This window comes from Streptomyces pactum (assembly GCF_002005225.1).
Classification (GTDB): domain Bacteria; phylum Actinomycetota; class Actinomycetes; order Streptomycetales; family Streptomycetaceae; genus Streptomyces; species Streptomyces pactum_A.
Genome location: NZ_CP019724.1, coordinates 1,587,500 through 1,599,931, shown reverse-complemented (window position 1 = coordinate 1,599,931; position 12,432 = coordinate 1,587,500). Strand labels below are relative to the sequence as shown.

At 72.5% G+C, this 12,432-nt stretch carries 14 protein-coding genes; 7 read left to right on the top strand and 7 right to left on the bottom strand.

Annotation, left to right across the window (positions count from 1 at the left end; translation table 11 throughout):
• Position 1: 1 nt before the first annotated feature.
• On the top strand, positions 2–295 hold the full coding sequence (locus B1H29_RS06580; protein ID WP_079160062.1) for a gas vesicle protein K: 294 nt from the start codon (positions 2–4) through the stop codon (positions 293–295).
• A gap of 19 nt (positions 296–314) precedes the next feature.
• Here the strand turns inward: B1H29_RS06580 and B1H29_RS06575 are convergent, their stop codons facing one another.
• From B1H29_RS06575 to B1H29_RS06565, 3 genes are all read right to left on the bottom strand, one after another.
• Positions 315–485, bottom strand: a complete 171-nt coding sequence (locus B1H29_RS06575) for a hypothetical protein (protein WP_055419332.1) — start codon at positions 483–485, stop codon at positions 315–317.
• Between the two features lie 42 nt (positions 486–527).
• Positions 528–1,370, bottom strand: coding sequence for a methyltransferase domain-containing protein (locus B1H29_RS06570; protein ID WP_055419331.1), 843 nt, complete (start codon positions 1,368–1,370; stop codon positions 528–530).
• 159 nt (positions 1,371–1,529) lie between these two features.
• A complete protein-coding gene (locus tag B1H29_RS06565; RefSeq protein WP_055419330.1) occupies positions 1,530–3,035 on the bottom strand; it encodes a bifunctional phosphatase PAP2/diacylglycerol kinase family protein in 1,506 nt (501 codons plus the stop codon).
• 124 nt (positions 3,036–3,159) lie between these two features.
• On the opposite strand from B1H29_RS06565, the gene B1H29_RS06560 reads away from it, so the two are divergent.
• Positions 3,160–4,779, top strand: a complete 1,620-nt coding sequence (locus B1H29_RS06560) for an ABC-F family ATP-binding cassette domain-containing protein (RefSeq protein WP_055419329.1) — start codon at positions 3,160–3,162, stop codon at positions 4,777–4,779.
• 13 nt (positions 4,780–4,792) lie between these two features.
• Here the strand turns inward: B1H29_RS06560 and B1H29_RS06555 are convergent, their stop codons facing one another.
• Positions 4,793–5,914 (bottom strand): Vms1/Ankzf1 family peptidyl-tRNA hydrolase, encoded by a 1,122-nt coding sequence (locus B1H29_RS06555; RefSeq protein WP_055419328.1) that lies wholly within the window; start codon positions 5,912–5,914, stop codon positions 4,793–4,795.
• A gap of 58 nt (positions 5,915–5,972) precedes the next feature.
• Between B1H29_RS06555 and B1H29_RS06550 the strand changes: the two genes are divergently transcribed.
• Positions 5,973–6,251 (top strand): DUF6158 family protein, encoded by a 279-nt coding sequence (locus B1H29_RS06550; protein ID WP_055419327.1) that lies wholly within the window; start codon positions 5,973–5,975, stop codon positions 6,249–6,251.
• Positions 6,252–6,373: 122 nt separating this feature from the next.
• Here B1H29_RS06550 and B1H29_RS06545 read toward each other — a convergent pair whose 3' ends face one another.
• From B1H29_RS06545 to B1H29_RS06535, 3 genes are all read right to left on the bottom strand, one after another.
• Positions 6,374–6,916 (bottom strand): type 1 glutamine amidotransferase domain-containing protein, encoded by a 543-nt coding sequence (locus B1H29_RS06545; RefSeq protein WP_055419326.1) that lies wholly within the window; start codon positions 6,914–6,916, stop codon positions 6,374–6,376.
• 108 nt (positions 6,917–7,024) lie between these two features.
• Entirely contained in the window at positions 7,025–7,468 is a 444-nt protein-coding gene (locus tag B1H29_RS06540; protein ID WP_055419325.1) for a CBS domain-containing protein, read from the bottom strand.
• 21 nt (positions 7,469–7,489) lie between these two features.
• The gene (locus B1H29_RS06535; RefSeq protein WP_055419324.1) at positions 7,490–7,897 is read right to left on the bottom strand and encodes a DUF2795 domain-containing protein; all 408 of its coding nucleotides are present in this window, start codon (positions 7,895–7,897) and stop codon (positions 7,490–7,492) included.
• 201 nt (positions 7,898–8,098) lie between these two features.
• Here B1H29_RS06535 and B1H29_RS38460 point away from each other — a divergent pair, with 201 nt between their 5' ends.
• The 4 genes from B1H29_RS38460 (at position 8,099) to B1H29_RS06520 (ending at position 12,395) form a co-directional block, all read left to right on the top strand.
• Positions 8,099–8,239, top strand: coding sequence for a hypothetical protein (locus B1H29_RS38460; RefSeq protein ID WP_167392514.1), 141 nt, complete (start codon positions 8,099–8,101; stop codon positions 8,237–8,239).
• Positions 8,240–8,325: 86 nt separating this feature from the next.
• Positions 8,326–10,716, top strand: a complete 2,391-nt coding sequence (locus tag B1H29_RS06530; protein WP_055419323.1) for an ATP-binding cassette domain-containing protein — start codon at positions 8,326–8,328, stop codon at positions 10,714–10,716.
• 64 nt (positions 10,717–10,780) lie between these two features.
• Complete coding sequence (locus B1H29_RS06525) at positions 10,781–11,209, top strand: helix-turn-helix transcriptional regulator (protein ID WP_079160061.1); 429 nt, start codon at positions 10,781–10,783, stop codon at positions 11,207–11,209.
• A 391-nt stretch (positions 11,210–11,600) separates the two neighbouring features.
• Positions 11,601–12,395, top strand: coding sequence for an RNA polymerase sigma factor SigF (locus B1H29_RS06520; RefSeq protein ID WP_055419322.1), 795 nt, complete (start codon positions 11,601–11,603; stop codon positions 12,393–12,395).
• The last annotated feature ends 37 nt before the right edge of the window (positions 12,396–12,432 follow it).

The following is a 12,432-nucleotide window of genomic DNA, read 5'->3' as shown; positions in this document are numbered from 1 at the left end:
CGTGAGCGAACACCGAGAGCCCCGCAAGCGCCTCGACCTCGAACCCGACACGGTCGAGCGCGATCTGATCAAACTGGTGCTGACGGTCGTCGAGCTGCTGCGCCAGCTCATGGAACGCCAGGCACTGCGCCGCGTCGACGAGGGCGACCTGAGCGAGGAGCAGGAGGAGCGGATCGGGCTCACCCTGATGCTCCTCGACGACCGCATGACGGAACTGCGCGACCGCTACGGCCTGCGGCCCGAGGACCTGAACCTGGACCTCGGGCCGCTGGGACCGCTACTGCCCCGGGAGTGAACCTCCCGGGGCAGCAGCCTCACCACCTGTACCAGCGGCCCCTGCCGCCGCCGGCCGTCGTCCCGCGGAGCAGGAACCCCAGCAGCCACAGGACAAGGACTGCCAAGGCAATCCACCAGAGAATCTTCACGGCGAAGCCTGCGCCGAAAAGAATGATTGCGAGAAGCAGTACGATCAGAAGCGGAACCATGATGTGAACCTCCTGTCGTACTGGTTTCCCGAATTCCACCGATCAGGCGCCCGGCAGGCTTTCTTTCGCTTCCTTTCGGCAGACAATCTCCCCGTGCAGGACGCTGAACCAGCCCTCCGGCCGCTCGCCCCACTCCCGCCAGGCAGCCGAGACGGTCCGCAGTTGCTCCGTCGTCGCGTGGCCGCCCTCGGTGGCGCGCTCGGCGTACGCCGACGCCAGCGTGCGGTCCGCCCACAGGCCGCTCCACCACTCCCGCTCCTCGGGTGTGGCGAAGGTCCAGGTGGCTGAGGTCGCCGTGATGTCGGTGAACCCCGCCTCGAGCGCCCAGGCCTTCAGCCGGCGCCCGGCGTCCGGCTCGCCGCCGTTGGCGCGGGCCACCCGGTGGTACAGGTCCAGCCAGTCGTCCATGCCCGGGGAGGCGGGGTGCCAGGTCATGGCGCCGTAGTCCGAGTCGCGGACGGCGATGATGCCGTTCGGCCTCGCGACCCGCCGCATCTCGCGCAGGGCCCGCACCGGATCGCCCACGTGCTGGAGCACCTGGTGGGCGTGGACGACGCAGAACGTGTCGTCCGGGTAGTCCAGGGCGTGTACGTCCGCGACCGCGAAGGCGGTGTTGGCGAGACCGCGTCCGGCCGCCGTGGCCCGGGCCCGCTCGACGATCTCCGGCGCGCGGTCCACGCCGGTGACGTGCCCGTCCGGGACCAGTTCCGCCAGGTCCGCGGTGATGGTGCCCGGGCCGCAGCCGACGTCCAGGATCCGCATGTGCGGCTTCAGGAGGCCGAGCAGGTAGGAGGCGGAGTTGGCGGCGGTGCGCCAGGTGTGCGAGCGGAGCACGGACTCGTGGTGTCCGTGCGTGTAGACGGCGGTCTCCTGCGGCTTCGGCATGGTGGATCCCCTCTCCCGACGATGCGGTCACGGTACGCGCACCGGCCGGATGGTGAGACCCGCGTCTCGCCATATGGATTGACGAGGCGTCAGGAAATGGTCGGAGTCCGTGGGCGGAGGGCGTCGTGCGTCGGGGGGAGGGGAGTGCGGCGGTAAGGGTCAGAGGAGGAGTCCCTCACCGGGCAGCGGGCGGTACACCGTGAGCGCTTCGGGCAGCTTCTCCAGCGTCAGGTCGCCCTCCGTCTCCGTCAGTTCGCCGTCGAACGCCATCAGCGTGCCCGGCGCGACCCCGGACAGGCGCAGCCGGCTCACCTGCACCGCCGCGTGAGCGGGGGAGCGGGTCAGCGGACCGGCCAGGGCCGCGGACAGCAGCCGCAGGGCGGGCCGGCGGCCACCGTGCACGACCCGCACGTCCAGTTGCCCGTCCGCCAGGTCGAGGCGGCGGCCGGAGGCGATGCCCCTGCGGTGGTACGTGCCGTTGCCCGCGAACAGCATCCACAGTGGGCGCCGGCGGCCCCGTACCTCCGCCTCCAGCGGGTGCCGGTCGGCGCGCAGCACCCGTACGGCCGCCACCACCCCGGCCGGCCAGCCGCCGATCCGGGGCGACCAGCGCTCCCGCTCGCGCACCAGTTCCGGGTACACGCCCAGGCTGAAGGTGTTCAGGAAGATGCCGTGCCGCCCGCCGGAGGCGAACCGGCCCACGTCCACGCGCACACCCTCGCCCCGCTCCAGCGCCCGGCACAGGTCCCGCACGTCCTCCACGCCGAGGTCGTAGGCGAAGTGGTTGAGCGTGCCGCCGGGCAGCACCGCGAGCGGCAGTCCGTGGCGTACCGCGATCCCGGCCGCGGCGTTCACGGTGCCGTCGCCGCCGCACACCCCCAGCACCCGGGCGTGTCCCGCCGCCTTCTCCAGCTCCGCCCGGACGTCCTCCGGCTCGCACTCCACCACCTCCGCGTCGGGCAGCGCGTCGCACAGCGCCCGCACCCGGTCCGAGGTGCCCGAACCGATGTTGGCCACCATGACGAGTCCCTCGCCGCCGGGCAGCGCCGGCACCTCGGCCCGCGGCCGGGCCGGCGGGGTGAGCTGCGCCCGCGTCGGCACCATGCCCCGGACGGCGAACGCGGCCCCCGCACCGAGGGCCGCGCCCGCCAGTACGTCACTCGGGAAGTGGACGCCGGTGTAGACCCGGGACAGGGCGACCGCGGCGGCCACCGGGGCGACCGCCGCGCCCCACGCCGGGGACTCCAGCGCGACGCCGGTCGCGAACGCGGCGGCCGACGCGGCGTGCCCGGAGGGGAAGGACGTCGTGATCGGCTGCCGCTTGAGCTGCCGCACCAGCGGCACCGGATCCAGTACGGGGCGGGTGCGGCGGACCGAGCGCTTGCCGAGGGTGTTGATCGCCAGTGAGGCCAGACTCAGCGAGGCGAGGCCCCGGGCGGCGGCGCGACGGGCCCTCGGGGTGCGGGACGCGGCCAGTGCGGCAGCCGCCGCGAACCACAGCACGCCGTGGTTGGCGCTGCGGCTCAGGCGGGGCAGCAGGGGGTCGGCGCCGGGCCAGGTACGGGCGGCGACGGCCTCGAACATGCGCTGGTCCAGCCGCAGGAAACCGTTGCGGACCGGGTGCGGGCCGGGCATCGTGGCGGTGAGGTCTACGTCGGGGCTCATGGCTCCCGCCTACCCTGCGGACGGCGTTTCCTGCGGGTGGCGTGCCCCGTGTAACGGCGCCCCGGACCCCGGCCGGGAAAAGCGGTTTGCCCCGAGCCTGCCCAACGCCGCAGAATCCGGTGCCATGGGTCATCTCGAAGCCGCGCACCTGGAGTACTACCTCCCCGACGGGAGGACGCTGCTCGGCGACGTCTCCTTCCGCGTGGGGGAGGGGGCCGTCGTGGCCCTCGTCGGACCCAACGGAGCGGGCAAGACCACCCTGCTCCGCCTGCTGTCGGGGGAGCTCAAGCCGCACGGCGGCACCGTCACCGTCGGCGGCGGCCTCGGGGTGATGCGGCAGTTCGTGGGCTCCGTCCGGGACGAGACGACCGTACGCGACCTGCTGGTGTCCGTGGCGCCGCCCCGCATCCGCGAGGCCGCGCGCGCCGTCGACGCCGCCGAGCACGGGATCATGACGGTCGACGACGAGGCCGCGCAGATGCGCTACGCGCAGGCGCTCGCCGACTGGGCCGAGGCGCAGGGGTACGAGGCCGAGACCCTGTGGGACATCTGCACGACGGCCGCGCTGGGCGTCTCCTACGAGAAGGCCCAGTGGCGGCGGGTGAGCACCCTGTCCGGCGGGGAGCAGAAGCGGCTGGTGCTCGAGGCGCTGCTGCGCGGCACCGACGAGGTGCTGCTCCTCGACGAGCCGGACAACTACCTCGACGTGCCCGGCAAGCGCTGGCTGGAGGAGCGGCTGAAGGAGACCCGCAAGACGGTCCTCTTCGTCTCCCACGACCGCGAGCTCCTCGCCCGCGCCGCTCAGAAGATCGTCTCCCTGGAACCCGGCCCCGCGGGCGCCGACGCCTGGGTGCACGGCGGCGGCTTCGCCACCTTCCACGAGGCCCGGCGCGAGCGCTTCGCCCGCTTCGAGGAACTGCGCCGCCGCTGGGACGAGAAGCACGCGCAGCTCAAGAAGCTGGTGCTGACGTTGCGCCAGGCGGCGGCGGTGAGCCACGAGATGGCCTCCCGGTACGCCGCCGCGCAGACCAGGCTGCGCAAGTTCGAGGAGGCCGGCCCGCCGCCCGAGCCGCCGCGCGAGCAGGACATCAGGATGCGCCTGAAGGGCGGCCGTACCGGCGTCCGCGCCGTCACCTGCGAGCAGTTGGAACTCACCGGCCTGATGAAACCCTTCGACCTGGAGGTCTTCTACGGCGAACGGGTCGCCGTCCTCGGCTCCAACGGCTCCGGGAAGTCGCACTTCCTGCGGCTGCTCGCCGGCGACGGCGTGACCCACACCGGGCACTTCAAGCTCGGGGCGCGCGTGGTGCCCGGACACTTCGCGCAGACCCACGCCCACCCCGAACTGCTGGGCCGCACCCTCCTGGACATCCTGTGGACCGAGTACTCGCAGGACCGGGGCGCCGCCATGTCGAGGCTGCGCCGCTACGAGCTGACCCAGCAGGCCGAGCAGGCCTTCGACCGGCTCTCCGGCGGCCAGCAGGCCCGCTTCCAGATCCTCCTGCTGGAACTCCAGGGCGTCACCGCGCTGCTGCTCGACGAGCCGACCGACAACCTCGACCTGGAATCGGCCGAAGCCCTCCAGGAGGGCCTGGAGGGCTTCGAGGGCACGGTCCTCGCGGTCACCCACGACCGCTGGTTCGCCCGCTCCTTCGACCGGTACCTCGTCTTCGGCAGCGACGGCCGCGTGCGCGAGACGCCGGAACCGGTCTGGGACGAACGGCGGGTGGAGCGGGCCCGCTGACGCTCGGCGGAGGTCACTTCCAGCGCAGCAGCGCCCCCAGGCCGCCCACCGGTGTCTTCTCCGCCGCCTCGGACGGCAGGGCCGGCGTCACCGAGATCGCCGCCGCACCGGTCATCACCGCCGAGCGCAGCAGGGCGTCGTCCGCGCGGGCCGACCACGAGTTCTGCTCGCCGAGCGTCTTCAGCTCCGTACGGCGCACCGCGAGCTGGTCGGCTTCCTCGCCGATCCACACCTCGCGATGGGTGTCGGGGGCGTCCGGGATGACCAGCAGCTCGTCGATGCGGTGCTCCCGGGCGGCCTCGACCAGCGCGGGCACGCCCTCCGCGGCGCCGGCCCGGCCCTCGCCGTCCGGTGTCCGGGCGGCCAGGAAACGGTCCAGGTCCTCCCGCGCGCGTGAGCGGACGTGGTCCTCGCGCAGCCCCTCCACCTCGTCGTCCAGCAGCCTGCTGCCGGCGCCGCGCGAGGCCTCGGCGATCCGGTCCCGCAACCGCTTGGGCAGCCGTTCGTGCACGGACCGCCGTTCCCGGTCGTCACCCACGAGGATCAGCAGGTCCGCGCCTGTCTCCTCCTGGCACACCGCGAGCGCGTCCGCGATCTCCGCCGCGTTGTGCTCCCAGGTGTTCTCCACCCGCAGTTGGAAGTGGCGCTCCGACCAGTCGACGGTGCTCGTGCGGTGCACCGGCCACTGCCGGCCGGTCACACCGCCCGCGTCCGAGCTGCCCAGCGCGCTGCGCAGCTCGAAGTCGGCGCCCTTGCGGTCGACGTACGCCACCACGCACACCGGGTCCTCGCCGGCCAGGTCCAGCAGCGGCGAGACGTGCGGCAGCGGCGCCCAGTCGGCGGTGGTCCCGCCGTACGGGGGCCGGGCCAGCGGCGGATCGAGGACCACCCGCCCGGCGCACGCGAACAGTGCCCGCCCGTGCGGGTCGGTGGCGTGGCGCAGCCCCTCCACCGCCTCCCGCACGGCCCGGCAGGTCGCGTCGTCCGCGCCCTGCTCCGCCAGCTCCCGGGCCACCGCGGCGGCCGTCAGCTCACGTTCGTGGGCGGTGTCCTCCGTGTGCCGGGACAGGTCGACGTAGACGGAGGCCCAGGGCCCCTGATGTTCGTAGAGGGGATGCAGAAACGCGAGATCCATGGCTCCCTCCCGGGTGCCGCTCGGGGGTGGTGACTCCGGGGGCGGGTACCCGGACCGCATGAACGAACACGACACGCGGGACGACACCATGACCGGAGTGGACCCGGGCCGCCTGGACGACCAACAGCTCATGAAGGAGCTGGAGACCATCCACCGCACGCGCCACGACACCCTGCTGTACGGGTCGAACGACGCGCTGCGGGCCCACAACGACCGCATGGCGCAGCTCGAGGGCGAGTGGCTGCGCCGCAACCCCCGGCGCCCGGTCGCCGCGGGCCGCACCCGCGAGGGCGCCCGGGAACGGGGCTGTGGGGAGGCCACCGCCCCCGGTGGCTGACCGGGCCCCCCGGCGGCTGACCGGGCCGCACGGACGGACGAAGGCCCGGACCCCTGGCGCGCCGGGGACGCGCCAAAGGTCCGGGCAGGGGCCGTCGACCCGCGCGGCTCTTCGACGGCTTCTCAGCCGCCCGCCTTGGCGAACTCCGCGAGATAGGTCTCGCAGAACGCCTCGAGGTCGTCCGGCTTGCGGCTGGTGACCAGTACGTTGTCGCCGTGGTCGCAGACCTTCACCTGTTCGTCGACCCAGGTGGCCCCGGCGTTGCTCAGGTCGGTTCGCAGGCTGGGCCACGAGGTCACGACCCGGCCGCGTACGACGTTTGCCTCGACGAGCGTCCACGGGGCGTGGCAGATGGCGGCCACCGGCCGGCCCTGCTGGAAGAAGTCCCTGACGAACGCCACGGCCTTCTCGTCCATCCGCAGGAAGTCCGGGTTGGCCACGCCGCCGGGCAGGACCAGCCCCCCGAACGAGTCGGCCGAGGTGTCGCCCACCACCTCGTCCACCGGGAACGTGTCCGCCTTGTCGAGATGGTGGAAGCCCTGGACCTCACCGGACTGCGTGGAGACGAGCACGGGCTCGTGCCCCGCGTCCTTCGCCGCCTGCCACGGTTGGGTCAGCTCGACCTGCTCCACGCCCTCGGGCGCGGTCAGAAATGCGATGCGCATGTGGTTCGGATTCCTTTCCTTAAACGCGCCGGCCGGTGTCGCCGCCCGGCGCGCGTGAGTCGTTCGGCGCGCGTGAGTCGTCCGGCCGCCTGGGGACCCGGTACGTACTCAGCCGCCGCTCCGGGCGTCCGGTTCCGCGCGGCTGATGCCGGCGAGCGTCGAGGAGGGATCCAGGGCCTCGGCCACATCACCGAGGCTCACCATCCCGACCGGCAGCCCGTCCTCCACGACCGGCGCCCGGCGTACGGAGTGCTCGCGCATCAGCGTGACCACGTCCGCGACCGGATCGTCCGGGGAGACCGTCAGCGGGTCGTGGGTGCACACCGTCCGGACCCCCACCCCCATCGGGTCGAGGCCCGCCGCCACCGCACGCACCGTGATGTCACGGTCGGTGAGCAGACCCACGACGTCCTGCCCGTCCGCGACCACCACGTCACCGATGTTCTGCGTGCGCATGAGCTGCGCCGCCTCGACGAGTGAGGAGTCCGGACGAACGGCGGTCACGCCCGGTGTCATCACGTCCCGCACGTGGTCGGCCGCGTGCTCGGTCATGGGGGCCGCCCTTTCCGGCGCCTACGCGCCCTGCGTGCCGGCGGATCCGGGCCCGCCGCTCTCTGTCAGGGCCATCGCCAGTTCCTGGACGTTGTCGTAGCGCGCCTTGTGCGGCAGCCTTTCCAGTCCCTCGACGAGGGCGTCGGGCGCGTTGCCGCGGCGCAGGGCCCGGGTCAGTTCCCGCGGGCCCGCGGGGAAGGCGCCCCGGGTCAGGTTCCGGGCCAGTTCGAGCCGGAGGGCTTCCAGGTACGTCGGTCCGCGGCCCGGTGTCACCGGTCCGTAGGTGACGTCCGGGTCGTCCTCGGCAGCCGGTTCCGGGTCGTGCCACTCCTCGGTGCGGGTGGGGTGCCCGGACCTGAGCAGACCCTGCAGTTCGTGCTTCATCTCGTCGTCGCGGTGGACGCTCATCCGGTCACTGCCTCGCTGCATGTCTCCCTCCACATCCTCAGGGGGTGCCGACCGCGTACCCGGCCACCCGGGGCCGACACGGATTCATCCGGACGGGTCCGGACCGATTTCCCCGGACACGGTGCGTGCGTCCGCGTGCACCGCCGGTTTGCCCGGCGGGCACAGGGAACCCGGTCCGCGCCACCACCCCCCACGCCCACCCCTTATCGGGAAGGACGGATCATGGCGGTGCTGCTCGCTGTGTTCATTCCGGTCCTCATGCTCGGCGTGGTGCTGGCCCTGGGCCGCTACGAGGAACTGGTGCTGCCGGGCACCGCTCCGCCGCCGGACGACCCCGACGCGGCCGCGGGTGCGAACCGGTAGCCACGAGCGGATCAGGAATCGAGAAGCGGCGCCCACCCTGCTCCGTCTAGCGTGTCACTGCTGACCCGCCGACAGATGGAGACACGATGAGCAGCGCCAGGAGAACGGACCAGCGGCCTGCCGCGGCGCATGTCGCCGACAGCCACGACCTGATCCGTGTGCACGGTGCCCGCGAGAACAATCTCAAGGACGTCAGCATCGAGATCCCCAAGCGCCGGCTGACGGTGTTCACCGGTGTCTCCGGGTCCGGCAAGAGCTCTCTGGTGTTCAACACGATCGCCGCCGAGTCGCAGCGGCTGATCAACGAGACCTACAGCGCCTTCGTGCAGGGCTTCATGCCGACGCTGGCACGGCCCGAGGTCGACGTCCTCGACGGCCTGACCACCGCGATCATCGTGGACCAGCAGCGGATGGGCGCCGACCCGCGCTCCACGGTCGGCACCGCCACCGACGCCAACGCCATGCTGCGCATCCTCTTCAGCCGGCTCGGCGACCCGCACATCGGCCCGCCCAGCGCCTACTCCTTCAACACCGCCTCCGTCCGCGCGAGCGGCGCGATCACCGTCGAGCGCGGCAACAAGAAGGCGGTGAAGGCGACCTACGAGCGCACCGGCGGCATGTGCGCGAACTGCGAGGGCCGGGGCCAGGTCTCCGACATCGACCTCTCCCAGCTCTACGACGACTCCAAGTCGCTGGCCGAGGGCGCGTTCACCATCCCCGGCTGGAAGTCGGACAGCCAGTGGACCGTGCAGGTCTACGCCCAGTCCGGCTTCGTGGACCCGGACAAGCCGATCCGGGAGTACACCAAGAAGGAGCTGCGGGACTTCCTCTACGGCGAGCCGGTCAAGGTGAAGGTCAACGGCGTCAATCTCACCTACGAGGGACTGATCCCGAAGATCCAGAAGTCGTTCCTGTCCAAGGACAAGGAGGCGATGCAGCCGCACATCCGGGCGTTCGTGGAACGGGCCGTCACCTTCACCACCTGTCCCGAGTGCGACGGCACCCGGCTCAGCGAGGGCGCCCGGTCGTCGCGGATCGGGAAGATCAGCATCGCCGACGCCTGCGCGACGGAGATCCGCGACCTGGCCGAATGGGTCCGCGGGCTCGACGAACCGTCGGTGGCGCCGCTGCTCACCGCCCTGCGGGACACCCTCGACTCGTTCGTGGAGATCGGCCTCGGCTACCTCTCGCTCGACCGGCCGGCCGGCACGCTGTCGGGCGGCGAGGCACAGCGCGTCAAGATGATCCGTCACCTCGGCTCGTCCCTCACCGACACCACGTACGTTTTCGACGAGCCCACCATCGGCCTGCACCCGCACGACATCCAGCGCATGAACGACCTGCTGCTGCGGCTGCGCGACAAGGGCAACACGGTGCTCGTCGTCGAGCACAAGCCGGAGACCATCGCGATCGCCGACCACGTCGTCGACCTCGGCCCCGGCGCCGGCACGGCGGGCGGCACCGTCTGCTTCGAGGGCACCGTCGAGGGCCTGCGGGCCGGCGGCACCGTCACCGGCCGCCACCTCGACGACCGGGCCACCCTCAAGGAGACGGTGCGCAAGCCCACCGGGACGCTGGAGATCCGCGACGCCACGACGCACAACCTCCAGGGCGTCGACGTCGACGTCCCGCTCGGCGTGCTCTGCGTGGTCACCGGCGTGGCGGGCTCCGGCAAGAGCTCGCTGATCCACGGCTCGGTCCCGGCCGGCGCCGACGTCGTATCGGTCGACCAGAGCCCCATCAAGGGCTCCCGGCGGAGCAACCCGGCCACGTACACCGGACTGCTCGACCCGATCCGCAAGGCCTTCGCCAAGGCCAACGGCGTCAAGCCCGCCCTGTTCAGCGCCAACTCCGAGGGCGCCTGCCCCACCTGCAACGGCGCCGGTGTCATCTACACCGACCTGGCGATGATGGCCGGCGTCGCCACGCCCTGCGAGGACTGCGAGGGCAAGCGGTTCCAGCCGTCCGTCCTCGAGTACCACCTCGGCGGCCGGGACATCAGCGAGGTGCTGGCGATGTCGGTGGCGCGGGCGGAGGAGTTCTTCGGCGGGGGTCAGGCCCGCATCCCGGCCGCGCACAAGATCCTCGAGCGGCTCGCCGACGTCGGGCTCGGCTACCTCACCCTCGGCCAGCCGCTCACCACCCTGTCCGGCGGCGAGCGGCAGCGGCTGAAGCTGGCCACCCACATGGGCGACAAGGGCGGCGTCTACGTACTCGACGAGCCCACCACCGGCCTGCACCTCGCCGACGTCGAGCAACTGCTCGGCCTGCTCGACCGCCTCGTCGACGCCGGCAAGTCGGTCATCGTCATCGAGCACCACCAGGCCGTCATGGCGCACGCCGACTGGATCATCGACCTCGGCCCGGGCGCCGGACACGACGGCGGCCGGATCGTCTTCGAGGGCACCCCCGCCGATCTCGTCGCCGACCGCTCCACGCTCACCGGCGAGCACCTCGCGGCGTACGTCGGGGGCTGACCGCGGCCGGGCACTCCCGCGGCGTCGGCGCCCGAGGTGTCCGGCGCTGTGGGATCGTGGTGGGGTGACGACGTTGGAGGACCTGGTCCGGCTGCGCCGGGCCCGCGACCTGATGGACCGCGACTACGCCGAGCCGCTCGACGTCCCGGCGCTGGCGCGTGTCGCCCTCATGTCGGCGGGCCACTTCTCCCGCGCCTTCCGCGCCGCCTACGGGGAGACGCCCTACAGCTACCTGATGACGCGCCGGATCGAGCGGGCCAAGGCCCTGCTGCGGCGCGGCGACCTGACGGTGACGGAGGTGTGCTTCGAGGTCGGCTGTACCTCGCTGGGGTCCTTCAGCTCGCGGTTCACCGAACTGGTCGGCGAGAGCCCGAGCGCGTACCGGGCCCGCGACCACGCCGACGGCGCCGCCATCCCGGCCTGCGTCGCCAAGATCTCCACGCGCCCGGTCAGGAACGGGGAAGCGAGGTCGGAGCCCCCGCCCGTGGCGTGAAGCGCGTGGACGTGCCGCGCTCCGGCCGGCCGCGCGATACCTGACCGCCGCAACCGCGCTCACCGCTGCCCGCGTTCCGGCAGCCCTCGTCTCATGCCGGGAAACATCGGGCGTTTGCCGTGGGGTTGAGGGGGCAGGCGCAAAACCAGTGCTTCGGACAGGAGGCACGTCCGTGGGAGCGGCGCGACGCCGCCACGGATGCGTCCGTCCGGGCCGGACGCCCTCCCACGGTGACCGCCCGAAACCAAGGGTTGTGTCGTCGCACCGGTGACGCCCGTCCCGCGTGCCGGAGGTTCCACGAGCTTCGGCGCCGTCCGCACCGGCCGCGCCGGCCGGCCATCGCCCGGCCGCGACGACAGGACCCCGCGCTCCGAGGGAGTTGCGACGCACCATGCCGATCCACGCCAGCGCGAAGCACCCGCACGACGACGCCCCCGACACCGCCGACGCCTTCCGCCGACTCGCCACCCTTCCCGACGGCCCGGAACGCGACGCGGTCCGCGACCGGATCGTCGAGGCCTGGCTGCCCATGGCCGAACGGCTCGCGGGGCGGTTCCGCAGTCGCGGTGAGAGCCACGAGGACCTGCGCCAGGTCGCGGCGCTCGGCCTGGTCAAGGCCGTCGACCGGTACGACCCCGAACGCGGCAACGCCTTCGAGAGCTACGCCGTGCCGACCATCACCGGCGAGATCAAGCGCCACTTCCGCGACCACATGTGGACCCTGCACGTGCCGCGCCGGGTCCAGGACCTGCGCAACCGTGTGCGCTTCGCGGGCCAGGACCTGTCCCAGACCATCTCCGGCCGCCGTCCCACCGTCGCGGAGATCGCCGAGCACGCCGACCTGAGCGAGGAGGACGTCCGCGTGGGCCTGGAGGCCCTGGAGAGCTTCACCGCCCTGTCCCTGGACGCGGAACTCCCCGGCAGCGAGGACGGCTACTCACTCGGTGACGCCCTCGGCGCCTTCGACCCGGCCCTCGAGACCGTCGTGGACCGCGAAGCCGTCAAGGACCGACTCGCAGCGCTGCCCGAGCGGGAACGCGCCATCCTCTACATGCGCTTCTTCGACGACATGACCCAGAGCCGCATCGCCGAACAGCTCGGCATCTCCCAGATGCACGTCTCCCGCCTGATCAGCCGGTGCTGCAACCGGGTGCGGGAACAGGTGCTCCGGGACCCGGCGGCCTGAGCCCGCGGGCGAAACTGCGGCCTCACCCGCTCGGGCG

Bases quoted from the DNA above. Each gene is read 5' to 3' on its own strand.
- B1H29_RS38460 (WP_167392514.1), top strand. From the start codon at position 8,099: ATGGCGGTGCTGCTCGCTGTGTTCATTCCGGTCCTCATGCTCGGCGTG.
- B1H29_RS06520 (WP_055419322.1), top strand. From the start codon at position 11,601: ATGCCGATCCACGCCAGCGCGAAGCACCCGCACGACGACGCCCCCGAC.
- B1H29_RS06540 (WP_055419325.1), bottom strand. From the start codon at position 7,468: ATGACCGAGCACGCGGCCGACCACGTGCGGGACGTGATGACACCGGGC.
- B1H29_RS06565 (WP_055419330.1), bottom strand. From the start codon at position 3,035: ATGAGCCCCGACGTAGACCTCACCGCCACGATGCCCGGCCCGCACCCG.
- B1H29_RS06575 (WP_055419332.1), bottom strand. From the start codon at position 485: ATGGTTCCGCTTCTGATCGTACTGCTTCTCGCAATCATTCTTTTCGGC.
- B1H29_RS06545 (WP_055419326.1), bottom strand. From the start codon at position 6,916: ATGCGCATCGCATTTCTGACCGCGCCCGAGGGCGTGGAGCAGGTCGAG.
- B1H29_RS06555 (WP_055419328.1), bottom strand. From the start codon at position 5,914: ATGGATCTCGCGTTTCTGCATCCCCTCTACGAACATCAGGGGCCCTGG.
- B1H29_RS06570 (WP_055419331.1), bottom strand. From the start codon at position 1,370: ATGCCGAAGCCGCAGGAGACCGCCGTCTACACGCACGGACACCACGAG.
- B1H29_RS06535 (WP_055419324.1), bottom strand. From the start codon at position 7,897: ATGCAGCGAGGCAGTGACCGGATGAGCGTCCACCGCGACGACGAGATG.
- B1H29_RS06550 (WP_055419327.1), top strand. From the start codon at position 5,973: ATGAACGAACACGACACGCGGGACGACACCATGACCGGAGTGGACCCG.
- B1H29_RS06530 (WP_055419323.1), top strand. From the start codon at position 8,326: ATGAGCAGCGCCAGGAGAACGGACCAGCGGCCTGCCGCGGCGCATGTC.
- B1H29_RS06560 (WP_055419329.1), top strand. From the start codon at position 3,160: ATGGGTCATCTCGAAGCCGCGCACCTGGAGTACTACCTCCCCGACGGG.